Origin of the sequence: Bacillus cereus group sp. BfR-BA-01441, from assembly GCF_022663075.1 — a bacterium.
GTDB lineage: Bacteria > Bacillota > Bacilli > Bacillales > Bacillaceae_G > Bacillus_A > Bacillus_A cereus.
This window is the reverse complement of the sequence record NZ_JAKUEU010000046.1, coordinates 1-22,846: the sequence shown is the minus strand read 5'-3', so window position 1 is coordinate 22,846 and position 22,846 is coordinate 1. Positions and strand designations below refer to the sequence as shown.

Genomic DNA, 22,846 nt, shown 5'->3' with positions numbered 1-22,846 from the left:
GGATGAAAAAAGAGAGAAAGCCTAAAATTGTCATCATGGGAGGCGGAACTGGACTCTCTGTTTTATTAAGGGGATTAAAGCAATATCCTGTTGATATTACAGCAGTTGTTACAATTGCTGATGATGGTGGCAGTTCGGGTAGATTACGTGATGAGCTAGAAATTCCACCTCCAGGTGACATCCGTAACGTACTTGTTGCGTTATCGGATGTAGAGCCACTGGTGGAAGCTTTATTTCAGCACCGTTTCACAACAGGAGACGGACTGAAAGGTCATGCGTTAGGAAATCTATTGTTGGCAGGTATGACCTCGATTACAGGAGACTTTTTCCATGCAATTACAGAAACAAGTAAAGTATTAAATGTCAGAGGACGTGTATTACCAGCAGCGAATCAAAGTGCGGTACTTCATGCGGAACTTGAAGATGGGGAAATTGTAACAGGTGAATCAAAGATTCCTTATTACGGAAAGAAGATTAATCGTGTCTTTTTAACTCCAGAAGATGTAGAGCCATTGCATGAAACGTTGGCTGAGATTAAACGAGCTGATTTACTTGTTTTCGGTCCTGGAAGTTTGTATACGAGTATATTGCCCAATTTAGTTGTTAACAAAATTGGAGACGCTGTTCTTGCTGCAAAGGCGAAGAAGGTATATGTATGTAACGTTATGACACAAGCGGGTGAAACGATGGGATATACTGCTTTTGATCATGTGCAGGCGTTACACGATCATTTAGGGCAACCATTTATCAATACTGCAATTGTAAATAACCGTGAGATTCCTTGTGAATTACGCAAGTCATATGAGGAAGAAATGTCTACACCAGTTGTAGTGGATGAAGAACGTTTTGTTGAAAATAATATTGATGTTATTCAAGAGGGATTAGCGAAGTATGATGATCATGTTGTAAGGCATGATACGTTAAAGTTAGCGTCCATTTTATATTCATTGTTATAAATATGCGTTGCCTCGTTTGAGGTAGCGCTCCTCATTCATATAGGACAAGAATTTTGTTCCATAATAATCGTATAAGGAGGTGTTGACTGTGTCATTTGCATCAGAAACAAAGAAAGAGTTGACGAATCTTGAGATGAAGGAATGCTGTGAGAAAGCAGAATTATCAGCGTTACTTCGAATGAACGGGTCGCTTTCTTTTTCAAACCGTCGTCTATCTATCGATATTCAAACGGAAAATGCGGCAATTGCAAGAAGGATTTATACACTTTTGAAAAAAGGATATGACGTGACGGTAGAATTGCTTGTCCGTAAAAAAATGCGCTTGAAGAAAAATAATGTATATATTGTGCGGCTTGTTGAGAAGTCTCGCGAAATATTAGCTGATCTTCATATCGTTCGAGATGACTTTTCATTTATTCGAAATATATCACAAGAATTGATTGAGAAGAAATGTTGTAAACGATCGTACTTACGTGGCGCATTTTTAGCAGGTGGTTCAGTAAATAACCCAGAAACATCATCTTATCATTTAGAAATCTTTTCGTTATATAAGGAACATAATGATGCTATATGTGAACTGATGAACGGATTTGATTTAAATAGTAAGACGTTGGAAAGAAGAAAAGGGTACATTACGTATTTGAAAGAAGCAGAAAAAATTACAGAGTTTTTAAATATTATAGGTGCTCATAATGCACTTTTAAGATTTGAAGATATTCGAATCGTACGTGATATGCGTAATTCTGTAAATCGTTTAGTGAACTGCGAAACAGCTAATTTAAATAAAACAATTGGTGCAGCACTAAGACAGATTGAAAATATTCGTTATATTGATGAGACAGTTGGTCTTGATATTTTGCCGGATAAATTACAAGAGATTGCACAATTACGAAGAGATTATCAAGATGTAACATTGAAAGAGTTAGGTGAGATGGTATCCGGGGGGAAGATTAGTAAGTCGGGTATTAATCATCGTTTGCGTAAAATCGATGAAATCGCAGAGAAATTACGCGCGGGGGAAACGTTAGTAAAAAAATAAGAGGTTAAAGGGGAAATGGAGCTGTGGTTCAAAAACGAGTTCAGGTTTCATTAAAAAACGGTTTACAAGCACGTCCGGCTGCGTTGTTTGTACAAGAGGCAAATCGCTTTCATGCAGATATCTTCATCGAGAAAGATGGAAAGACAGTAAATGCAAAGAGCATAATGGGGATTATGAGCTTAGCAATTGGAACTGGAAGCATGATAACAATTACAACAGAAGGTTCAGATGCAGAAGAGGCTTTAGAAGCATTAGCTGCATATGTACAATAAGAAGCTATCGCGTATATGCGATAGCTTTTTGTTTTGTTGTTTGTGCGGATTAGCGGGGAGGGGTATTTAGCTGGTTTGTCCTTGTCGGAGATTGTCGGTAAATCGATATGTTGTGTCGAACCGTTGATATATTAAAAAAATCGTTGATATAATTTAAGTTTTGTTCGATATAATTGAAAAATCGTTGATATATTTAGATGAATACCAGGGTGGGTATCCAGAAGGAGGCGCATGATAATAAAAAAGCACCCTGTAATAGGGCGCTTTTTTATGTATCCAGCTCCAGCGGCTAGAATCTCCGGTCGCTTCGCCCTGCGATTCTGAACGAGCCGCTTCCGCTTTTAGTTATTAACGATTTGTAAAGATCTTATCGATTAAACCGTATTCTAAAGCTTTTTCTGCTGTCATGAAGTTGTCGCGGTCTGTGTCGCGTTGTAGTACTTCAAGTGGTTGACCAGTGCGGTCAGCAAGAATTTGGTTTAGTTTTTCACGTAAGAATAGGATACGTTTTGCAGCGATTTCGATTTCAGTCGCTTGACCTTGTGCTCCACCAAGTGGTTGGTGAATCATTACTTCACTGTTTGGAAGTGCATAACGTTTTCCTTTTTCACCTGCTGCAAGTAAGAATGCACCCATAGATGCAGCCATACCGATACAGATTGTTGATACTTGTGGTTTAATAAACTGCATTGTATCATAGATTGCCATACCCGCTGTGATAGAACCACCAGGGCTGTTGATGTAGATGTGAATATCTTTTTCTGGATCTTGAGATTCCAAGAATAAAAGCTGGGAAACGATTGAGTTAGCTACGTTGTCATCAATTGCACTACCAAGCATAATGATGCGGTCTTTTAATAGTCGAGAGTAAATATCGTAAGCGCGTTCTCCACGATTTGTTTGTTCAATTACTGTAGGAATTAAATTCATCTGTTATTTCCTCCTTATAAAGCTTTCTTAGTCTTATAATACAATTATGGTCAATAAAGGTCAAACGAAACCACTTTAAATCAAAAAAATATGTAGTTGTACCATGAAATATTCGCTATGTTTTCGAAATTCCCTGCTTATGTATCTTCAACATCATAACCGAATTACATAAATTTAAACGTTACGAAAACTGGAGAAAAAAGAAAAGAACGCCTTTTAACTGAAGCGTTCTTTCGATAATTAGTCTTTTAAAAGATAGGTTACTTTATTTAAAATCTTTTCGATTTGTTTCGCGTTTTTACTATACATTTCGCTTGCTGACTTCGACTTTGTTTCTAGGGAAAATAGTTCAAGATCAGCATGACATTTTTTTAAAGATGCTAATAATAAAGGTTTGTTTTGAGGAGAAGGCATTTGGAGTTTGTCATTGTAAATGTCGATAGTAAGTTGTCCGTATGAATCCACTTGACCGAGGAAGACATTTTCAATAACAACACCGATTTTTTCTAATTCTGAATGTAGCCAAGCGCGGTTATGTCCGCTTGCTGAAAGAGGTTCATCTAGTACATTTCCATCCATAATAACAGTTTGTGGTTCTTTCTCGTTTGGTACTTTTAAACCGATGTCTTTTGCTGTAAGTGGCTGAGAATCTTTCTTTAATAATACATTTAATTCTCCGCTCGGTTCTAAGACAGCAAATTCGACTTCAGCTACGCTGAACGCACTTTTTCCACGGAGAAGTTCCAGTAATTCGTCACTCGTATATTTTTCTTTCTTTAAATTATCTTCGAGTATCTTTCCGTCTTTTATTAATACGGTAGATTTTCCTTCAAAGAAGTCCCGAGCTGTTTTGTTCTTTAAAGAGAGGATTCCTGTTAAAAAAGGTACCACAGCGAAAATGAGTATTGCAAAGACACCGTGAAAAAATTTTGAATCGAGCCCTGTAGATACTTGGGCAGCGATGTCACCAATCGTCATTCCGGCTATGTATTCAAAAAAGGAAAGCTGAGAGATTTGTCTTTTCCCTAACCATTTCGTAATAGCGAATAAAATAATTAATATGAATACAGAGCGAAGAATGACAAGTGTCCATTCCGGCAGGTGAGACATAGTCGTTTCCTCCAGTCTACTTAAAACCCTTTATATTGAGGTTCTTCACGTTCTAATACTGAAATTCTATCCTTTAAATCAGCGATGACGCTGTCCATTTCTAACATACATTCATGAAATACGCGTTTTGATTCTTCGTCTTGTGAATTTAATGAAAGGGAGCTTAAACTTGCTTGAGCGCCCCTTACACTAGCAAGGCAAGTTTTTACGCTAGCGATAACAGTCATATAAACACCTCTTATCCTTTCGGTTTGAATAATAATGCTCCAATGAAGCCGAAAATAATAGCTGCTGATACACCGGCGCTCGTTACTTTAAACATGCCGGTAATAACGCCAACGATGCCATGTTTTGCAGCTTCTTCCATTGCGCCATGAACGAGGGCATTACCAAAGCTTGTAATAGGTACAGTTGCCCCGGCTCCAGCGAAATCAATTAATGGCTCATACAAATTAAATCCATCTAATATAGCTCCAGCAACAACGAGTGTTGCCATTGTATGAGCGGGTGTTAGTTTGCCGACATCAAACATAAGTTGGCCGATTACACATATGAGTCCGCCAATGACGAAAGCCCAGAAAAAAATCATTGCGTTGCACCTCCAAATTCAATCGAAACGGCATGAGCGATACACGGAATCGTTTCTTCTTGTTGGAATGTAAGTGGAGATAGTAAAGCGCCTGTCGCAACGACAAGTATTTTTTTGAACTCTCCTCTTTTCATTCGGTTTAATAAATGACCGTAAACGACTGTTGCGGAACATCCAGGCCCGCTAGCACCAGCTATGACAGGTTGTCCTTCTCTGTAAATGATAATTCCGCAATCTTGAAATTGTTCGCTCGTTACTTTCGTTCCGTGTTTATGTAGTAAGTCATAAGCAATTTCGCGTCCTACATGTCCGAGATCGCCTGTTACGATTAAATCGTAGTAAGAGGCATCAATTTGGCGTTCACGTAAATGGGCTTCAATTGTATCAACTGCAGCTGGAGCCATTGCGCCTCCCATATTAAACGGATCCGTTAATCCCATATCAATCACTCGTCCGATTGTTGCAGAGGTTACTCTTGGACCGTGTCCAGTATCGCTTAAAATAGCGGCTCCTGCTCCGGTTACTGTCCACTGTGCAGTAGGCGGCTTTTGTCCGCCGTATTCGGTAGGGTAGCGGAATTGTTTTTCTACAGCAGTATTATGGCTTGAAGCTCCAGTTAATAAATATTTTGCACCTTTTGCATTTACGATACTTGCCCCAAGTGCTAAACCTTCCATAGAAGTAGAGCAAGCCCCGAATAGTCCGAGATAAGGAGTGCCAAGTGTGCGGCAAGCAAAGCTTGTTGGAGTGATTTGATTAATTAAATCTCCTGCGAGTACGAATTGAATATCGTCTTTACGAAGTTCTGCTTTTTCAGTAGCGCGGCTACAAGCTTCTTCGAATAAAATTTTATGTGCTTTTTCATAGGAATCTTGTCCAAGCCATAAATCTTCATGAAGGATATCGAAGTCTTCTGGGATGTTCCCCTTTGCTTCAAATGGTCCACCGACAACCCCGGTTGAGATAATGACTGGTTTGTTTTCAAATACCCACGTTCGGTGTCCTTGTAACATTTATAGCCCTCCCCATTGAACGAGAATAGTTTTAATAAGTGCGATGACGAAAGCGGAAAATACACCAAATAAAATAACAGAACCAGCTAGTTTAAACATATTGCCACCAACGCCAAGGACAAATCCTTCTGTTCGATGCTCAATACATGCGGCAATAACAGAGTTACCAAATCCAGTAACAGGTACAGCTGTGCCAGCACCAGCAAACTGCCCAAAACGATCGTATATACCAAATCCAGTTAGTAACATAGAAATGAAAATAAGAGTTGCGACTGTCGGATTTCCTGCTGAGCGTTCAGTGAAATCAAAATATGTGATATAAAAAGTAGAAATGAGTTGTCCGATGAAGCAAATAAAACCACCGACGAAAAAGGCTTTTATACAATTTTTTAAGACAGGTCTTTTCGGTTCGCGTTCTTGTTCGAATTTTTTATACTCCTGTTGTACAGGGGTTAAGTTTTTATCTTTACTAGACATTGCAATCCTTCCTTTTCTTTTAAAAAGCGTTAAGTGTTAGACTCCATTTTTTCACCAATGAATTTTAATTGTTTATTAATTTCATCTTTAGATACTTCTTTTTCCTTAATTTTTCTTTCGAGTTTTTCGAGTAACATAAAGATTTTTTTATCTGTACTGACACGAACATCGAAAGTAGGATGCTCATCACTTAGCTGCTTTTGAAGCTTTTTACGAAGAGGTTTTAATCCAAACCTTTCGTGATGCTCAGGTGTAACTGCTATGTAGAGATCTAAATTTGAATTCACTGCTGTGCTTTTTATAATTTCATCCATAGCGAGAGCTCTTTTCTTCGCTCCTTGTGATATAGATTGATTAAAGGATTCCGTACTCGTCTTTGTTAACTTTGGACCATTTTCTTTCTCCGTTCGTTTTGCTTCTTCTTTCACTTTTTTATCTAAAGGACTATTATCACATCCGGTAAAAGAGCTAAATAGAAGTGCAAATAATGCGGTTATGAGGCCGAGTTTTCGCATAATTATCATTCCATTTCTATTACAATATGTAATGTGATAGAAAAAGGATGACTGCATATCATCCTTTTTCTATTTCACAGCAAGACTGATTTGTTATTGCTGTGAGTATTGTGGTTCTTCTTGTTGGACTTCTTCAACGCGTGGGTTTAAAGAATCGATAATCGTTTGTGTTTGCTGCGCAGCTGTTTGGAAAAGTTGCTTCGCTTGTTGGTTATCCGTATCAAGAGCGAATCCCTCTAAGCTAGCTTGTGCACTTTTTAATCCAGAAACAGTTTGCTTTAGTTTCGTAATTACAGTCATTGAATGAAGCCCCCTTTGGAATATCAATTCAAAGATTATAATTTGTGAGTTGGGGTGAATTTATGATTGGAAAATTTAGGGGTGGAATAGATTTTATATGCTTTTAGCTAAGGTGCATAAGGTATTATGGGGATATTTTTATTGATTTAGATGGATTTTATTGCTATTATTATGAGAAGAAAATGAAGTGTTTTCTATAATCATGCGCCCATAGCTCAGTTGGATAGAGCGGTGGTTTCCGGTACCACGTCTGCCGGGGGTTCGAATCCCTCTGGGCGCGTCAAAAAGTCCTAACTTACGTTTTGTAGGTTAGGACTTTTTTTATTTTTCTCTTGTTATATCTGGTTATAAGATTTACTATTAGTACTTGATTATAATTTTTAAACTTATTATTTTCTTTCAATATTATTCAAATTTCGGTTGTAAGTTGTAAATCTCATTAATACATATAAATTAATAATATTTTGGAATGGGTGTCTGCGTGAGGATTCTCCTTTTACCAAACTTATTGTACAATAGAAACAAGGGGGAGATTAGTTTGAAGGCAAGTCTTTTACAAGAACAAAGCTTACGTTTGGCAATGACACAAGAGTTAAGGCAAGCGATTACAATGCTCCAGTATAATGTACAAGAATTATCGGAGTTTTTGTATGAGCAATCGTTAGAGAATCCCCTTATTGAGTTAGGTGGTTTTGAGAGGGAGAAGAAAAAGAGCTCTAACAACAGTAAAAGTACCAGCAAACAAGTCGAGAATCAGATGGAGATCTACAGTGTGGATTCTACAACGATTCAGCAACATTTATTAAATCAAATACAGTATTATAAAATAGATGAAGAAGAGCGAAAAGTAGCTTCTTTCATTATTATGAACATGGATGGAAATGGATATTTACAAGAAACGAATGAAGAGTTAGCAGAGCTCCTTTCTGCGCATATTCATGTAGTCGACCGCTCTGTAGAGCTTGTCCAATCACTGGAACCAGCAGGGGTAGGGGCGCGTAATATTCAGGAATGTTTAACCTTGCAATTGAAGCGCTTACAAAGACGGAATGGATTAGCAGAAGAGGTTGTAGAAGATCATTTCGCTTATTTTGTGAAGAAAGATTGGCGAAAGCTCGTTCAAGTGTTGAAATGTAGTAATGAGGAATTACAGAGTGCGGTAAATTGTATAACGTCATTACAACCAAAACCAGGTCTTGCGTTTTCTTCAGATAAACCACTTTATATTGTGCCTGATATGGCGGTGAAAAAAGATGGCGATCGCCTCGTTTTACAAATGAATGAGAGAAATATGCCGAGAATTGAAATTCACTCTGAATATAGTGCGCTTCTTAATAATAGTGAAAGTGAAGTAGCATCTTACGTATCAGAGAAGTATCAGCATGTGCAGTGGATTATGCGCAGTTTGAAGCAGAGAAAACAGACATTGCTGCAAGTAATGAACATTATTATGGAAAAACAACGTGATTTCTTCTGGAAAGGTCCAGAGTATTTAAGACCTCTCGCTTTAAAAGAGGTAGCTGAAGAGTTAAGTGTGCATGAATCGACAATTAGTCGTGCGACGCGAAATAAATATGTGCAAACACCACACGGTTTATTTGAGATGAAATCGTTCTTTAGCAATGCCGTTTCGACGACTGAAGATGAAGCAGTTTCTACAAAACGTGTAAAACAATTTATTCAAACGTTAATTGGGGCAGAGGATAAGAAAAAGCCACTTTCAGATCAAAAGATTTCAAAATTATTAGAAGAAGAGCATGAAATTGTTATTTCTCGAAGAACAGTGGCGAAGTATAGAGAACAAATGCATATCCCAGCTTCGTCATTACGAAAAACGATCGGATAGGTGAAGAAGATGAAAGTTGTACTGTATACTAAAAAAGATTGTGGCCTTTGCGTGAAGGCAAAACAAGTTTTACAGGAAGTACAATGTGAATATTTTTTTCAAATCGAGGAAATAGATATATATGAAGATAATGACCTTTTAGAAAAATATCACTTAATGATTCCGGTTGTAGAAATGGACGGAAAACAAGTAGAATATGGTAACATTCACAAAGGTGTCATAATAAACTATATAAAGAATGCAGTTAAGAGTTGAATAAGTTTCTATCTCCTGTTACAATAATACACGTAGCAGGGATTATTTTTTTAACCTATGTGGGACACAAAATGTCACTACGGGACGTAAAGTGACCACGAAGGAAAAATGAACCGATGTAGTGAGGAGAAAAGATATGCGCTCATGGATTCAGAACACAAAAAAATTATTACCTGATCTGCTACCTGTTATGCAAACGAGAATGCAAATTCTTCAATACATTAGGCTCATGCAGCCGATTGGAAGAAGAAACTTATCAGCAAGTCTCGGTATGACAGAACGAGTATTGCGAAGTGAAGTTCAAGTTTTGAAAGAACAAAACTTAGTTCACGTCGCTTCTTCTGGAATGACTTTGACAGAAGAAGGAACAGCTTTAGTTCTTGCTTTGGAAGACTTTATGAAAGAAATTTCCGGGTTAAAGGTTTTAGAAAAGCAACTTAAGGAAACATTAGACTTGGATGAAGTTTTCGTTGTCCCTGGTGATAGTGATGAATCACCTTGGGTCAAACTGGAGATGGGCCGTGCTTGTGTGACTTGTATAAAAGACCGTCTGACAGCGAATAATATCGTTGCTGTGGCTGGAGGAACTACGCTAGCTGCTGCTGCGGACATGATGCAACTTGATTGCAAAGATTTACATATGCTATTTGTCCCAGCACGTGGTGGAATTGGAGAAGGCGTCGAATTAGAAGCCAATACCATTTGTGCCAAGATGGCGCAAAATACGATGAGTAATTATCGCTTATTGTATGTTCCAGACCATGTTAGTAGCGAAGCATATGCGTCTATTGTGACAGAGCCTTCCGTGAAAGAAGTTCTTGAGTTGATTCGATCTTCCAATATCGTCATTCATGGAATAGGTGATGCGTTAACAATGGCACGTCGCAGAAGTACTTCAGAAGCAGATTGGTTAAAGATTCAGGCAAGCGAAGCAGTTGGTGAAGCTTTCGGTTACTACTTTAATGAAGAAGGAAATGTTGTTCATAAAGTAAGAACAGTTGGTATGCAACTAGAGGATTTACAAAATGTATCTCACGTTGTTGCAGTCGCTGGAGGTTCTTCAAAGGCAAAAGCAATACAGGCTGTAATTAAACAAGGGCACACTTCAATTCTAATTACAGATGAAGGTGCAGCAAAACAGTTAACAAAGGGTTTTACCCTTTAATATAATCCCCCAAGGAGGAAATTCAAATGACTAAAATTGGTATTAATGGATTTGGACGTATCGGACGTAACGTATTCCGCGCAGCTCTTAACAACTCTGAGGTAGAAGTAGTAGCAATCAACGACTTAACAGATGCTAAAACATTAGCTCACCTTTTAAAATATGACACAGTTCACGGAACTTTAAATGCAGAAGTATCTGCTAACGAAAACAGCATCGTTGTTAACGGTAAAGAAATTAAAGTTATCGCTGAGCGTGACCCAGCTCAATTACCATGGAGCGACTACGGAGTAGAAGTAGTAGTAGAATCTACTGGCCGTTTCACTAAAAAATCAGATGCTGAGAAACACTTAGGTGGATCAGTTAAGAAAGTTATCATCTCAGCTCCAGCTTCTGACGAAGATATCACTGTAGTTATGGGTGTTAACCACGAACAATACGATGCAGCTAACCACAACGTAGTATCTAACGCTTCTTGTACTACAAACTGTCTAGCTCCATTCGCTAAAGTATTAAACGAAAAATTCGGCGTAAAACGCGGAATGATGACAACAATTCACTCTTACACTAACGACCAACAAATCTTAGACTTACCACACAAAGATTTACGTCGTGCTCGTGCAGCAGCTGAAAACATGATCCCAACATCTACTGGTGCAGCTAAAGCTGTAGCATTAGTATTACCAGAACTTAAAGGTAAATTAAACGGTGGCGCTGTACGTGTTCCAACTGCTAACGTTTCTCTAGTTGACCTAGTTGTTGAACTTGACAAAGAAGTAACAGTTGAAGAAGTAAATGCAGCATTCAAAGCAGCAGCTGAAGGCGAATTAAAAGGTATCCTTGGATACAGCGAAGAGCCATTAGTATCTATCGACTATAACGGATGTACAGCTTCTTCTACAATCGATGCATTATCTACAATGGTAATGGAAGGTAACATGGTTAAAGTACTTTCTTGGTACGATAACGAAACTGGTTACTCTAACCGCGTAGTAGACCTAGCAGCTTACATGACTTCAAAAGGTCTTTAATTCTTAATTATATAAGTTATCAATGACAAAACGAGGGAGAGGGTTTGTTCCCTCTCTCTCTTCTTTCGTTTTAAAAGCAAATGTGTTAAGCTTTTGAGTGGGTTTTGTCAATCCTAACTAGTAGTCGGAGGGAAATCCAATGAACAAAAAATCAATTCGTGACGTAGATTTAAAAGGTAAGCGTGTATTTTGCCGCGTTGATTTCAACGTACCTATGAAAGAAGGCAAAATTACAGATGAAACTCGTATCCGTGCAGCTCTTCCTACAATTCAATATTTAGTAGAGCAAGGTGCGAAAGTTATTTTAGCAAGTCACTTAGGCCGTCCAAAAGGTCAAGTAGTAGAAGAAATGCGTTTAACTCCAGTAGCAGCACGTTTAGGTGAGCTTCTTGGTAAAGACGTTAAAAAAGCGGACGAAGCATTCGGACCAGTTGCACAAGAAATGGTTGCAGCAATGAACGAAGGCGACGTATTAGTTCTTGAAAACGTACGTTTCTATGCGGGCGAAGAAAAGAACGATGCAGAACTTGCGAAAGAATTTGCAGCACTTGCTGACATCTTCGTAAACGATGCATTCGGTGCAGCTCACCGTGCTCACGCTTCTACAGCAGGTATCGCAGACTACCTACCAGCAGTATCTGGTCTATTAATGGAAAAAGAGTTAGATGTACTTGGTAAAGCACTTTCTAACCCAGAACGTCCATTTACAGCTATTATCGGTGGTGCGAAAGTAAAAGATAAAATCGGTGTAATTCGTCATCTATTAGACAAAGTAGATAACTTAATCATCGGTGGTGGACTTGCTTACACATTCGTTAAAGCTTTAGGTCATGAAATTGGTCTATCTCTATGTGAAGACGACAAGATCGAACTAGCTAAAGAATTTATGCAACTTGCAAAAGAAAAAGGCGTAAACTTCTACATGCCAGTTGATGTTGTAATCACTGAGGAATTCTCTGAAACTGCAACAACTAAAATCGTTGGTATCGACTCTATCCCTTCTAACTGGGAAGGCGTGGACATCGGTCCTAAAACACGTGAAATTTATGCAGATGTAATTAAAAATTCTAAGCTTGTTGTATGGAATGGACCAATGGGTGTATTCGAAATGACTCCATTCGCAGAAGGTACAAAAGCAGTAGGACAAGCATTAGCAGATGCAGAAGATACATACTCTGTTATCGGCGGTGGTGACTCTGCAGCAGCTGTTGAAAAATTCGGTATGGCTGATAAAATGAGCCACATTTCTACTGGCGGCGGTGCGTCATTAGAATTCATGGAAGGTAAAGAGCTTCCAGGTGTAGTTTGTCTTAACGACAAATAAGTAGCAGCCAAAGAAAAAGGACGGTGCAAAGCATGCGTAAACCAATTATCGCAGGTAACTGGAAAATGAATAAAACTCTATCTGAAGCAGTTAGCTTCGTAGAGGAAGTTAAAGGTCAAATCCCAGCAGCTTCAGCTGTTGATGCAGTAGTTTGCTCTCCAGCTCTATTCTTAGAGCGCCTTGTAGCAGCAACTGAAGGAACTGACTTACAAGTAGGTGCACAAAACATGCACTTCGAAAAAAATGGTGCATTCACTGGCGAAATTAGCCCGGTAGCACTTAGCGACTTAAAAGTTGGCTATGTAGTACTTGGCCACTCTGAGCGTCGTGAAATGTTTGCTGAAACAGATGAGTCAGTAAACAAAAAGACTATCGCAGCATTTGAACATGGTTTAACACCAATCGTATGTTGTGGTGAGACTTTAGAAGAGCGCGAAAGCGGAAAAACATTTGACCTAGTAGCAGGTCAAGTGACAAAAGCACTTGCAGGTTTAACAGAAGAGCAAGTTAAAGCAACTGTTATCGCTTATGAGCCAATCTGGGCTATCGGTACAGGTAAATCTTCTTCTTCTGCAGATGCAAACGAAGTATGTGCGCACATCCGTAAAGTTGTTGCAGAAGCTGTTTCTCCAGAAGCTGCAGAAGCTGTTCGTATCCAATACGGCGGTAGCGTAAAACCAGAAAACATTAAAGAGTATATGGCACAATCTGACATCGACGGCGCTTTAGTTGGCGGTGCTAGCTTAGAGCCTGCTTCGTTCTTAGGTCTTCTGGGGGCGGTAAAATGAGAAAGCCAACAGCTTTAATCATTCTTGACGGTTTCGGACTTCGTGAAGAAACTTACGGGAATGCTGTAGCACAAGCTAAGAAACCTAATTTTGATGGTTACTGGAACAAATTCCCTCACACAACGCTTACAGCTTGTGGCGAGGCAGTAGGTCTTCCAGAAGGTCAAATGGGTAACTCTGAGGTTGGTCACTTAAATATCGGTGCTGGCCGCATTGTATATCAAAGCTTAACACGCGTTAACGTTGCAATTCGTGAAGGTGAGTTCGATAAGAACGAAACGTTCCAAAGTGCAATTAAAAGCGTAAAAGAAAAAGGTACTGCACTTCATTTATTCGGTTTACTTTCTGACGGTGGTGTGCACAGTCACATGAACCATATGTTTGCTCTTCTTCGCTTAGCAGCTAAAGAAGGCGTTGAGAAAGTATACATTCATGCATTCTTAGATGGCCGCGATGTTGGACCAAAAACAGCACAAAGCTATATCGATGCAACAAATGAAGTAATTAAAGAAACAGGAGTAGGACAATTCGCGACTATCTCTGGTCGTTATTACTCCATGGACCGTGACAAGCGTTGGGATCGCGTAGAAAAATGTTACCGTGCTATGGTGAATGGTGAAGGCCCTACTTATAAATCAGCAGAAGAGTGTGTAGAAGACTCTTATGCGAACGGTATCTATGATGAATTCGTATTGCCGTCTGTAATTGTTAACGAAGATAACACGCCAGTTGCAACAATCAATGATGATGATGCAGTTATCTTCTATAACTTCCGTCCAGACCGTGCAATTCAAATTGCTCGTGTATTTACAAACGAAGACTTCCGTGAGTTCGATCGTGGTGAAAAAGTACCTCACATTCCAGAATTCGTATGTATGACACACTTCAGTGAAACTGTAGATGGTTACGTGGCATTCAAGCCAATGAACCTTGATAACACTTTAGGTGAAGTTGTTGCGCAAGCGGGATTAAAGCAACTTCGCATCGCGGAAACTGAAAAGTATCCGCACGTTACATTCTTCTTTAGCGGTGGTCGTGAGGCTGAATTCCCAGGAGAAGAGCGTATCTTAATTAACTCACCAAAGGTTGCAACGTATGACTTGAAACCTGAAATGAGCATTTACGAAGTAACGGACGCTTTAGTAAATGAAATCGAAAATGATAAACATGATGTTATCATTCTTAACTTTGCGAACTGTGATATGGTTGGCCATTCTGGGATGATGGAACCAACAATTAAAGCAGTAGAAGCAACTGACGAATGTTTAGGAAAAGTTGTAGAAGCGATTCTTGCAAAAGATGGTGTAGCACTTATTACTGCTGACCATGGTAATGCGGATGAAGAATTAACTTCTGAAGGAGAGCCAATGACAGCTCATACAACTAACCCGGTTCCTTTCATCGTTACTAAGAACGACGTAGAATTACGTGAAGATGGTATCTTAGGTGATATCGCTCCAACAATGCTTACACTTCTTGGTGTTGAGCAACCGAAAGAAATGACAGGTAAAACAATTATTAAATAATTTGCTTATATAAAAAGGAGAGAATTTATTATGTCAACAATTATTGATGTTTATGCTCGCGAAGTCCTTGACTCTCGTGGTAACCCAACTGTAGAAGTAGAAGTTTACACAGAAAGCGGCGCTTTCGGACGCGCTATCGTACCAAGTGGTGCATCTACTGGTGAGCACGAAGCAGTAGAATTACGTGACGGTGACAAATCTCGTTACCTTGGTAAAGGTGTTGTTAACGCAGTAAACAACGTTAACGAAATTATCGCTCCAGAAATCGCTGGTTTCGATGTAACTGACCAAGCTGGTATTGACCGTGCTATGATCGAATTAGATGGCACTCCAAACAAAGGTAAACTAGGCGCTAACGCTATCCTTGGTGTATCTATGGCAGTAGCTCACGCAGCAGCTGACTTCGTAGGTCTTCCATTATACCGTTACCTTGGTGGATTCAATGCAAAACAATTACCAACTCCAATGATGAACATCATCAACGGTGGTTCTCACGCTGATAACAACGTTGACTTCCAAGAGTTCATGATCTTACCAGTTGGTGCTCCAACATTCAAAGAATCAATCCGTATGGGTGCTGAAGTATTCCATGCACTTAAAGCTGTATTACATGACAAAGGTCTTAACACTGCAGTAGGTGACGAAGGTGGATTCGCTCCAAACCTTGGTTCTAACCGTGAAGCTCTAGAAGTAATCATCGAAGCTATCGAAAAAGCTGGTTACAAAGCTGGCGAGAACGTATTCTTAGGAATGGACGTTGCTTCTTCTGAGTTCTACAACAAAGAAACTGGTAAATATGACCTTGCAGGCGAAGGCCGTACTGGCTTAACTTCTGCAGAAATGGTTGATTTCTATGAAGAGCTTTGCAAAGACTTCCCAATCATCTCTATCGAAGATGGTTTAGACGAAAACGACTGGGATGGTCACAAATTATTAACTGAGCGTATCGGTGATAAAGTACAATTAGTTGGTGACGATTTATTCGTAACTAACACTCAAAAACTTGCTGAAGGTATCGAAAAAGGTATCTCTAACTCAATCTTAATTAAAGTTAACCAAATCGGTACTTTAACTGAGACTTTCGAAGCTATCGAAATGGCTAAACGTGCTGGTTACACAGCAGTTGTATCTCACCGTTCTGGTGAAACTGAAGATGCTACAATCGCTGACATCGCAGTTGCAACTAACGCTGGCCAAATCAAAACTGGTTCTATGAGCCGTACTGACCGTATTGCTAAGTACAACCAATTATTACGCATCGAAGACGAGCTAGGCGAAGTAGCTGTTTACGATGGTATCAAATCTTTCTATAACATCAAACGATAATTGTAGAAAATAAACGACAGACCGTGAGAAATCACGGTCTGTTTTTTTATGCTAAAATTGTTCACCCGTCATAAGTGACATGAAATGTTTGAAGAAGCGGTTATAATCAAAATCAATTGCTATTTGATGACTCGGCCAATCAATAAATGGTTTAGATTCTCCTAAAGAGCGAAATTCTCCAATGCTTGCCCCCTGTGCATAAGATTCTGTCATGACAACGATAGGTGATTTGTGATAGGTAAACATAGAGTTATCAAGTAAAGCGAGTATTGGTATTGTGTCATGGAAGGGGCTCCCCTTTAAATGTGGTAGGGCGTCTTTATAATATCCGTAGTAATAATGATCAAATAACGGTTTGACAAGTGGAGCTTTTCCTTTTGCCTCAATGTATTCTGCCATTTTTGGTGTAATGATGGAGTATTGAGTGACGTTTAATGGGTATATGTACATGTTAGCTGTGGATTGAAGGACTATATTAGCGGCAGTAGGATCGCCATAAAAGTTTGCTTCGGAAATAGGGGTAACATTACCAGGATGTAAAAAGGCACCGCCCATTACGTAGTAAGATTTAATTTGTTTCATCAACTGTTTGCACATGATAAACAAAATTGCTAGGGAGGTAAGTCTTCCTAAACTCACAATAATTAATTCATCCTTATACTGTTCAATAAGAGGAATAACTTCAAAAAAATTCTCCATTTCTCCGTTAGTCACATTCACCTTTGGAATAAGTGGACCGAGCCCCTGTTTTCCATGTACATCCGTAAAAAACGCAGGTGGGGCACCAGTAAGGGGACGTTCTGAACCACCGAATATCTTGATATTTCTATTCTTTGTTTCGTTATTAAAAAAATGAGCATTTTCTACGGCCATTTTTTTTGGAACATTGCCGTAATCAGCAACGATACCGACGATTTCTATTTCATCGATAAAGAATGCTAAGAGGAGAGCCATCGTATCATCAATCCCAGGATCACAAAAAATGAGAACTTTTTTGGGCATATGTTCACCACCTATCTTGTTTATCCCGTACAAACCAGCTTGGTGAGGGCTAATAATCAATAAGGATGAGGGGAATCTCATGGATTAAAGTTTCACTTTATATATATGTAAGTTTAAGAATAAAAAGATTATTTTATTGAAATAATAGTCTTTTAAATTCAGAAAATAAAAACTTTTTATATTAGGTCAAGGTTTTTGACGTAATTTTCGTTTAGAAATGCAGTCGTATCAAGGTTGTAAGCGTATAACATAGGCTGTTTTTGCTGTCAAGTTGATAAATTGCAGCTTTTTACAATTTATACTATGATAAAGATATTAACAGAAGATCGTATAAACATGAGGGATGATGAACATGAAATTTACAAAGATTCTTGTCCAAATTGCTGCTCTTTACGTGTTTTATATGGTTGGAACTTGGGTGCAAGAAATGTTAAATATTCCAATTACAGGAAGTTTGATTGGGATGTTCCTCTTACTTGTTTTACTTAGCCTAAAAGTTCTTCCAGTGAAATGGTTCGATTTAGGAGCAGAAACACTCGTTGCTATTATGCCGTTTTTATTAATTCCGCCAACGCTTGGCCTAATGAATTACGGTGCTTTTTTTATGAGTAAAGGAATTTCTCTTTTCATTACAGTTGTAGCGAGTACATTTTTAATTATTATTGTCGCAGGACATACAGGACAATATCTTGCGAATAGGAAGGAAAGAGAGTCGCGATGAGCCAAATATTAATCGGAGTCGGTTGGGTTCTTTTTACGGTGCTATTATATCAATTATCTAAAAAAATCTATAAATTATTTCCAACACCATTCACCATTCCAATGCTTGTAGCAACTGGATTAATGGCTTTCCTATTTATCGTGCTTGATATACCATATCAACATTATATGGAAAGTGGTGGTGGCTGGATTGCAAAGCTACTTGGACCCGGTGTTGTAGCATTTGCAATTCCTCTTTATAAACAACGTCATGTTCTGCAAAAATATGTTGTACCGATTGCTGGCGGGGTATTAGTAGGTACAACAGTTGCAATCGCTAGTGATTTTGCGATTGCTTCACTTATGGGAACGGATAAAAGCTTAATCTTATCGTCATTACCAAAATCGGTGACAATGCCAGTTGCGATGAGTGTTTCAGAGCAAGTCGGTGGTGTACCTTCCTTAACAGCAGCTTTCGTTGTTATCGCAGGTATTACTGGAACGATTACAGGACCCCTTTTATTAAAATGGAGCCGTGTTACAAACTCAGTTGGTAAAGGTATCGGATTTGGATGTGCTTCTCATATTATGGGCGTGATGAGAGCGATGAAAAATAACGAACATGAAGGTGTTATTGGATCGGTAACAATGACATTAACAGCAATTTTGACATGTTTACTTGGACCGTTATTTGCGATGATGTTTATGTAATAGAAGAAAAGCGAGAGCGCCTCTATAGCTCTCGCTTTTCTATAGAATTTATGCTACAGTTACAATAACTGAATCTTTGTAGGAGGTACGCCAAGTGCATACGTTATTATCAGTTTTACTTATTATTGTATCGATTTTAATGATTGTTATGGTACTTATGCAATCTAGTAATAGCTCAGGCCTTTCAGGTGCAATTTCAGGCGGTGCGGAGCAATTATTTGGTAAGCAAAAGGCACGTGGAATTGAAGCGGTATTAAACCGTATTACAATTGTTTTAGCTGTATTGTTCTTTGTATTAACAATTGGTGTTACGTACTTCAATTTATAGAATTGAAAGAAGAAGCGTTAGTGAATGGTACTAATGGTTCTTCTTTTTTTGTTTTGCTATTTGAAAGATGTTTCTAATTAGATTATAGAAATACAAATATGGTACACTAGATATAGAAAGAATACGACTAGATTACAGAAGAGAAAGAGGAGAAATACATGATGAAATTAGCATCTCCGAAACCATTTACATTTGAGGGTGGAGACCGCGCTGTTTTATTACTACATGGATTCACAGGGAACTCAGCTGATGTACGTATGTTAGGGCGTTTCTTAGAAAAGAAGGGCTATACTTGTCATGCGCCAATTTATAAAGGGCACGGTGTACCACCAGAAGAGCTTGTTCATACAGGGCCTACAGATTGGTGGCAAGATGTAACGGAGGCATATCAGCTTTTAAAAGATAAAGGTTTTGAGAAAATTGCTGTTGTTGGATTGTCACTTGGCGGCGTATTTTCTTTAAAATTAGGTTATACAGTACCGGTTTTAGGTGTAGTACCAATGTGTGCACCGATGTATATTAAGAGCGAAGAAACGATGTACCAAGGTATATTGGCATATGCCCGCGAATATAAAAAACGTGAGCAAAAATCACCTGAACAAATTGAACAAGAAATGTTGGAATTCCAAAAGACACCGATGAATACATTAAAAGCATTACAACAATTAATTGCTGACGTACGTAACAATGTGGATATGATTTATGCACCAACATTTGTTGTACAAGCACGTCATGACGAAATGATTAATACAGATAGTGCTAACATTATTTATAACGGTGTAGAATCTACGTTAAAAGACATTAAATGGTATGAAGACTCTACGCATGTCATTACACTTGATAAACAACGTGACGAGCTACATGAGGATGTATATAACTTCTTGGAGCAACTAGATTGGTAAGATCTAGTTGCCTCTTTTTTTCATAAGGAATTTTTTGTGAAAACTGTAAAAATCATAAGGGGAGTATTGAAGTTTCACTTTATACATCCCCTATCTTTCGGATACACTAAATAATATAAGGTTTTAAAGGAGGTATTTTTGCTTGGAAGAAATCATACAAGAACATATTGATAAGTTGTTATTATTTATGAGAGAAGAAGCGTATAAACCGCTAACGATACAAGAGTTAGAAGAGGCATTTGGGATTGAAGGTTCTGAGGGCTTTAAAGATTTCGTAAAGGCACTTGTAACGATGGAAGAAAAGGGACTTGTTATTCGTACTCGTAGCAACCGTTACGGTCTTCCTGAAAAGATGAATTTAATACGCGGTAAGTTAATTGGACATGCACGTGGTTTTGCATTCGTTGTACCAGATGAGAAGAAAACAGGAGACGATGATCTTTTCATCCCGCCTACAGAATTAAACGGTGCACTTCATGGCGATACAGTATTAGCACGCCTTAGTTCTCAATCGAGTGGTTCGCGTCAAGAAGGTTCAATTGTACGCATTTTAGAACGTGGAACGAAAGAGCTAGTTGGTACATATACAGAATCGAAAAACTTTGGATTTGTTATACCTGATAATAAGCGCTGGACGAGTGATATCTTTATCTTGAAAAGCGCATCAATGGGTGCTGTAGAAGGTCATAAAGTAGTTGTGAAAATTACGAGCTATCCAGAGAATCGTTTAAGCGCAGAAGGTGAAGTTATTCAAATTCTAGGTCATAAAAATGATCCAGGAGTAGATATTTTATCTGTCATTCATAAACATCATTTACCTTTAGCGTTCCCTGAGGAAGTGATGGAGCATGCAAACAGTGTACCAGAAACGATTTCAGAAGAAGATTTAAAAGATCGCCGCGACCTGCGTGATCAAATGATCGTAACGATTGATGGTGCAGATGCGAAAGACTTAGATGATGCTGTTACAGTAACGAAGCTTGAAAATGGTAACTACAAGCTAGGCGTTCACATTGCGGATGTAAGTCATTACGTTCAAGAAGGCTCTCCAATTGATGTTGAAGCAGCGGAAAGAGCGACAAGTGTGTATCTTGTTGACCGTGTAATCCCGATGATTCCGCATCGTCTATCTAACGGTATTTGCTCATTAAATCCGAAAGTAGACCGTCTGACATTATCTTGTGAAATGGAAATCAACAACTTAGGTGATGTTGTTAAACACGAGATTTTCCAAAGTGTGATTAAAACGACAGAGCGTATGACGTATGCTGACGTAAGAAGCATTTTAGAAGATGAGGACGAAGAGTTAATTAAGCGTTATGAGCCGCTCGTACCGATGTTTAAAGAGATGGGTCAATTGGCACAAATTTTACGTGAAAAACGTATGCGCCGTGGTGCAATTGACTTTGACTTTAAAGAAGCGAAAGTATTAGTGGATGAAGAAGGAAAACCGACAGACGTTGTCATGCGCGATCGTTCTGTATCAGAGAAGTTAATTGAAGAATTTATGCTTGTTGCGAATGAAACAGTAGCAGAGCACTTCCACTGGATGAACGTACCATTCATGTACCGTGTCCATGAAGATCCGAAAGAAGATAAGCTAGAGCGTTTCTTCGAGTTTGTAACGAACTTCGGATATGCCGTAAAAGGACGTGCGAATGAAGTGCATCCTCGCGCGCTACAACAAATTCTTGAAATGGTTCAAGGACAGCCAGAAGAAGTAGTTATTTCAACAGTTATGCTTCGTTCTATGAAGCAAGCTCGTTACGATGCGGATAGTTTAGGACATTTCGGTTTATCAACTGAGTTCTACACACACTTCACATCACCAATTCGTCGTTACCCAGATACAATCGTTCATAGATTAATTCGTGAATACATTATTAACGGTAAAGTCGACAACGAAACGCAAGCAAAATGGCGTGAAAAATTACCTGAGATTGCAGAGCATTCTTCTAATATGGAACGTCGTGCTGTTGAAGCAGAGCGTGAAACAGATGAGATGAAAAAAGCAGAGTATATGGTTGATAAGATCGGTGAAGAGTATGACGGTATGATTAGCTCTGTAACAAACTTCGGTTTATTCGTAGAGCTTCCAAATACAATTGAAGGTCTTGTACACGTTAGTTATTTAACGGATGATTACTACCGTTATGACGAGCAACATTTCGCTATGATCGGAGAACGTACAGGAAACGTATTCCGCATCGGTGACGAAATTACAATTCGCGTTATTAACGTAAACAAAGACGAGCGTGCAATCGACTTTGAAATCGTTGGCATGAAAGGCACACCTCGCCGTAAGTTCAAAGATCGTCCAGTCGTTATCGAGCAGCCAAGAACAGGCAGAAAGAAACGCGGTGGACGTAGCGAGCGCAGTAATGAGCGCGGCGGTGAACGTGGCACAGGTAGAAAATTTGACCGTGGTGGTAAAGGAAAAGGAAGAGGATCTGCATCTGCATCCGCTTCTGCTAGCCAGCCGGGAAAAAAAGATGGTAACGGTAAGAAGAAAAAAGCATTCTTCGAAAACGTACCAGGATTCAAGAAGAAAAAGAAAAAGCGTAAGTAAGAAAAGAGTGGCTTCGCTTTGATGAAAAGCGGGGCCGTTTTCTTTTTTCTTCGTGGCTTGAGAGCGAGCCACTTTCGCTTTTTATCGGAATCCAGCTACAGTGGCTAGAATGTTCGGCGGCTTCGCTTCTTCCCCAGAGGCAAAGAGCGCCTCAAGGTCAGAAGCTCCATCCA

At 39.0% G+C, this 22,846-nt stretch carries 25 protein-coding genes and 1 tRNA gene; 17 read left to right on the top strand and 9 right to left on the bottom strand.

Going from position 1 to position 22,846, the window contains the following annotated elements:
• Nucleotides 1-2: 2 nt before the first annotated feature.
• The 3 genes from MR107_RS18700 (at nt 3) to MR107_RS18690 (ending at nt 2,267) form a co-directional block, all read left to right on the top strand.
• Nucleotides 3-956 carry a gluconeogenesis factor YvcK family protein gene (locus tag MR107_RS18700; protein WP_000712188.1) on the top strand — a complete coding sequence of 318 codons (954 nt, stop codon included), beginning with the start codon at nt 3-5 and terminating at the stop codon, nt 954-956.
• A gap of 88 nt (nt 957-1,044) precedes the next feature.
• Nucleotides 1,045-1,995 carry a DNA-binding protein WhiA gene (gene whiA, locus MR107_RS18695; RefSeq protein WP_000006558.1) on the top strand — a complete coding sequence of 317 codons (951 nt, stop codon included), beginning with the start codon at nt 1,045-1,047 and terminating at the stop codon, nt 1,993-1,995.
• 23 nt (nt 1,996-2,018) lie between these two features.
• Nucleotides 2,019-2,267, top strand: a complete 249-nt coding sequence (locus MR107_RS18690) for an HPr family phosphocarrier protein (RefSeq protein ID WP_000250307.1) — start codon at nt 2,019-2,021, stop codon at nt 2,265-2,267.
• Nucleotides 2,268-2,615: 348 nt separating this feature from the next.
• Here the strand turns inward: MR107_RS18690 and clpP are convergent, their stop codons facing one another.
• The 8 genes from clpP to MR107_RS18650 all read right to left on the bottom strand — a co-directional run bounded on the left by clpP (nt 2,616) and on the right by MR107_RS18650 (nt 7,201).
• The gene (gene clpP / locus MR107_RS18685) at nt 2,616-3,197 is read right to left on the bottom strand and encodes an ATP-dependent Clp endopeptidase proteolytic subunit ClpP (protein WP_001049162.1); all 582 of its coding nucleotides are present in this window, start codon (nt 3,195-3,197) and stop codon (nt 2,616-2,618) included.
• A 240-nt stretch (nt 3,198-3,437) separates the two neighbouring features.
• Nucleotides 3,438-4,307, bottom strand: a complete 870-nt coding sequence (locus MR107_RS18680; protein WP_000018922.1) for a DUF421 domain-containing protein — start codon at nt 4,305-4,307, stop codon at nt 3,438-3,440.
• A 20-nt stretch (nt 4,308-4,327) separates the two neighbouring features.
• Nucleotides 4,328-4,534, bottom strand: coding sequence for a DUF1657 domain-containing protein (locus MR107_RS18675; RefSeq protein ID WP_000215909.1), 207 nt, complete (start codon nt 4,532-4,534; stop codon nt 4,328-4,330).
• Between the two features lie 11 nt (nt 4,535-4,545).
• On the bottom strand, nt 4,546-4,896 hold the full coding sequence (gene spoVAE / locus MR107_RS18670; protein WP_000575919.1) for a stage V sporulation protein AE: 351 nt from the start codon (nt 4,894-4,896) through the stop codon (nt 4,546-4,548).
• Complete coding sequence (spoVAD, locus tag MR107_RS18665; RefSeq protein ID WP_000938970.1) at nt 4,893-5,909, bottom strand: stage V sporulation protein AD; 1,017 nt, start codon at nt 5,907-5,909, stop codon at nt 4,893-4,895. The genes spoVAE and spoVAD overlap by 4 nt, the downstream gene beginning before the upstream one ends.
• Nucleotides 5,910-6,386, bottom strand: a complete 477-nt coding sequence (gene spoVAC / locus MR107_RS18660; protein WP_000095399.1) for a stage V sporulation protein AC — start codon at nt 6,384-6,386, stop codon at nt 5,910-5,912.
• Between the two features lie 29 nt (nt 6,387-6,415).
• A complete protein-coding gene (locus tag MR107_RS18655) occupies nt 6,416-6,901 on the bottom strand; it encodes a YhcN/YlaJ family sporulation lipoprotein (RefSeq protein ID WP_242292598.1) in 486 nt (161 codons plus the stop codon).
• Between the two features lie 93 nt (nt 6,902-6,994).
• A complete protein-coding gene (locus MR107_RS18650) occupies nt 6,995-7,201 on the bottom strand; it encodes a DUF1657 domain-containing protein (RefSeq protein ID WP_000216166.1) in 207 nt (68 codons plus the stop codon).
• Between the two features lie 204 nt (nt 7,202-7,405).
• Between MR107_RS18650 and MR107_RS18645 the strand changes: the two genes are divergently transcribed.
• From MR107_RS18645 to eno, 9 genes are all read left to right on the top strand, one after another.
• Nucleotides 7,406-7,481, top strand: a tRNA-Arg gene (locus MR107_RS18645).
• A 258-nt stretch (nt 7,482-7,739) separates the two neighbouring features.
• The gene (gene rpoN / locus MR107_RS18640) at nt 7,740-9,047 is read left to right on the top strand and encodes an RNA polymerase factor sigma-54 (protein WP_000647953.1); all 1,308 of its coding nucleotides are present in this window, start codon (nt 7,740-7,742) and stop codon (nt 9,045-9,047) included.
• Between the two features lie 9 nt (nt 9,048-9,056).
• Complete coding sequence (locus MR107_RS18635; protein ID WP_017657034.1) at nt 9,057-9,302, top strand: glutaredoxin family protein; 246 nt, start codon at nt 9,057-9,059, stop codon at nt 9,300-9,302.
• 136 nt (nt 9,303-9,438) lie between these two features.
• A complete protein-coding gene (cggR, locus tag MR107_RS18630) occupies nt 9,439-10,467 on the top strand; it encodes a gapA transcriptional regulator CggR (protein ID WP_001258185.1) in 1,029 nt (342 codons plus the stop codon).
• 26 nt (nt 10,468-10,493) lie between these two features.
• On the top strand, nt 10,494-11,498 hold the full coding sequence (gene gap, locus MR107_RS18625) for a type I glyceraldehyde-3-phosphate dehydrogenase (protein WP_000161236.1): 1,005 nt from the start codon (nt 10,494-10,496) through the stop codon (nt 11,496-11,498).
• A gap of 139 nt (nt 11,499-11,637) precedes the next feature.
• Nucleotides 11,638-12,822, top strand: a complete 1,185-nt coding sequence (locus tag MR107_RS18620) for a phosphoglycerate kinase (protein ID WP_001036350.1) — start codon at nt 11,638-11,640, stop codon at nt 12,820-12,822.
• A gap of 32 nt (nt 12,823-12,854) precedes the next feature.
• Nucleotides 12,855-13,610, top strand: a complete 756-nt coding sequence (gene tpiA, locus MR107_RS18615) for a triose-phosphate isomerase (RefSeq protein ID WP_001231038.1) — start codon at nt 12,855-12,857, stop codon at nt 13,608-13,610.
• Nucleotides 13,607-15,136 carry a 2,3-bisphosphoglycerate-independent phosphoglycerate mutase gene (gpmI, locus tag MR107_RS18610; RefSeq protein WP_001231152.1) on the top strand — a complete coding sequence of 510 codons (1,530 nt, stop codon included), beginning with the start codon at nt 13,607-13,609 and terminating at the stop codon, nt 15,134-15,136. The genes tpiA and gpmI overlap by 4 nt, the downstream gene beginning before the upstream one ends.
• A gap of 30 nt (nt 15,137-15,166) precedes the next feature.
• The gene (eno, locus tag MR107_RS18605; RefSeq protein ID WP_000103954.1) at nt 15,167-16,462 is read left to right on the top strand and encodes a phosphopyruvate hydratase; all 1,296 of its coding nucleotides are present in this window, start codon (nt 15,167-15,169) and stop codon (nt 16,460-16,462) included.
• A gap of 51 nt (nt 16,463-16,513) precedes the next feature.
• On the opposite strand, the gene MR107_RS18600 is transcribed toward eno, so the two are convergent.
• The gene (locus MR107_RS18600) at nt 16,514-17,464 is read right to left on the bottom strand and encodes a nucleoside hydrolase (protein ID WP_242292597.1); all 951 of its coding nucleotides are present in this window, start codon (nt 17,462-17,464) and stop codon (nt 16,514-16,516) included.
• A 352-nt stretch (nt 17,465-17,816) separates the two neighbouring features.
• On the opposite strand from MR107_RS18600, the gene MR107_RS18595 reads away from it, so the two are divergent.
• The 5 genes from MR107_RS18595 to rnr all read left to right on the top strand — a co-directional run bounded on the left by MR107_RS18595 (nt 17,817) and on the right by rnr (nt 22,673).
• Nucleotides 17,817-18,185, top strand: coding sequence for a CidA/LrgA family holin-like protein (locus tag MR107_RS18595; protein ID WP_242292596.1), 369 nt, complete (start codon nt 17,817-17,819; stop codon nt 18,183-18,185).
• Nucleotides 18,182-18,874 carry an LrgB family protein gene (locus MR107_RS18590; protein WP_000078309.1) on the top strand — a complete coding sequence of 231 codons (693 nt, stop codon included), beginning with the start codon at nt 18,182-18,184 and terminating at the stop codon, nt 18,872-18,874. Before MR107_RS18595 ends, MR107_RS18590 begins: the two co-directional genes overlap by 4 nt.
• A 94-nt stretch (nt 18,875-18,968) precedes the next feature.
• Complete coding sequence (gene secG, locus MR107_RS18585; protein ID WP_000557264.1) at nt 18,969-19,202, top strand: preprotein translocase subunit SecG; 234 nt, start codon at nt 18,969-18,971, stop codon at nt 19,200-19,202.
• A gap of 161 nt (nt 19,203-19,363) precedes the next feature.
• Complete coding sequence (estA, locus tag MR107_RS18580; protein WP_000761986.1) at nt 19,364-20,104, top strand: carboxylesterase; 741 nt, start codon at nt 19,364-19,366, stop codon at nt 20,102-20,104.
• A 142-nt stretch (nt 20,105-20,246) separates the two neighbouring features.
• Complete coding sequence (rnr, locus tag MR107_RS18575; protein ID WP_000391077.1) at nt 20,247-22,673, top strand: ribonuclease R; 2,427 nt, start codon at nt 20,247-20,249, stop codon at nt 22,671-22,673.
• Nucleotides 22,674-22,846 lie beyond the last annotated feature (173 nt).

Bases quoted from the DNA above. Each gene is read 5' to 3' on its own strand.
- MR107_RS18700 (WP_000712188.1), top strand. From the start codon at position 3: ATGAAAAAAGAGAGAAAGCCTAAAATTGTCATCATGGGAGGCGGAACT.
- clpP (WP_001049162.1), bottom strand. From the start codon at position 3,197: ATGAATTTAATTCCTACAGTAATTGAACAAACAAATCGTGGAGAACGC.
- MR107_RS18680 (WP_000018922.1), bottom strand. From the start codon at position 4,307: ATGTCTCACCTGCCGGAATGGACACTTGTCATTCTTCGCTCTGTATTC.
- MR107_RS18675 (WP_000215909.1), bottom strand. From the start codon at position 4,534: ATGACTGTTATCGCTAGCGTAAAAACTTGCCTTGCTAGTGTAAGGGGC.
- spoVAE (WP_000575919.1), bottom strand. From the start codon at position 4,896: ATGATTTTTTTCTGGGCTTTCGTCATTGGCGGACTCATATGTGTAATC.
- spoVAD (WP_000938970.1), bottom strand. From the start codon at position 5,909: ATGTTACAAGGACACCGAACGTGGGTATTTGAAAACAAACCAGTCATT.
- spoVAC (WP_000095399.1), bottom strand. From the start codon at position 6,386: ATGTCTAGTAAAGATAAAAACTTAACCCCTGTACAACAGGAGTATAAA.
- MR107_RS18655 (WP_242292598.1), bottom strand. From the start codon at position 6,901: ATGCGAAAACTCGGCCTCATAACCGCATTATTTGCACTTCTATTTAGC.
- MR107_RS18650 (WP_000216166.1), bottom strand. From the start codon at position 7,201: ATGACTGTAATTACGAAACTAAAGCAAACTGTTTCTGGATTAAAAAGT.
- MR107_RS18635 (WP_017657034.1), top strand. From the start codon at position 9,057: ATGAAAGTTGTACTGTATACTAAAAAAGATTGTGGCCTTTGCGTGAAG.
- cggR (WP_001258185.1), top strand. From the start codon at position 9,439: ATGCGCTCATGGATTCAGAACACAAAAAAATTATTACCTGATCTGCTA.
- gap (WP_000161236.1), top strand. From the start codon at position 10,494: ATGACTAAAATTGGTATTAATGGATTTGGACGTATCGGACGTAACGTA.
- MR107_RS18620 (WP_001036350.1), top strand. From the start codon at position 11,638: ATGAACAAAAAATCAATTCGTGACGTAGATTTAAAAGGTAAGCGTGTA.
- tpiA (WP_001231038.1), top strand. From the start codon at position 12,855: ATGCGTAAACCAATTATCGCAGGTAACTGGAAAATGAATAAAACTCTA.
- gpmI (WP_001231152.1), top strand. From the start codon at position 13,607: ATGAGAAAGCCAACAGCTTTAATCATTCTTGACGGTTTCGGACTTCGT.
- eno (WP_000103954.1), top strand. From the start codon at position 15,167: ATGTCAACAATTATTGATGTTTATGCTCGCGAAGTCCTTGACTCTCGT.
- MR107_RS18600 (WP_242292597.1), bottom strand. From the start codon at position 17,464: ATGCCCAAAAAAGTTCTCATTTTTTGTGATCCTGGGATTGATGATACG.
- MR107_RS18595 (WP_242292596.1), top strand. From the start codon at position 17,817: ATGAAATTTACAAAGATTCTTGTCCAAATTGCTGCTCTTTACGTGTTT.
- MR107_RS18590 (WP_000078309.1), top strand. From the start codon at position 18,182: ATGAGCCAAATATTAATCGGAGTCGGTTGGGTTCTTTTTACGGTGCTA.
- estA (WP_000761986.1), top strand. From the start codon at position 19,364: ATGAAATTAGCATCTCCGAAACCATTTACATTTGAGGGTGGAGACCGC.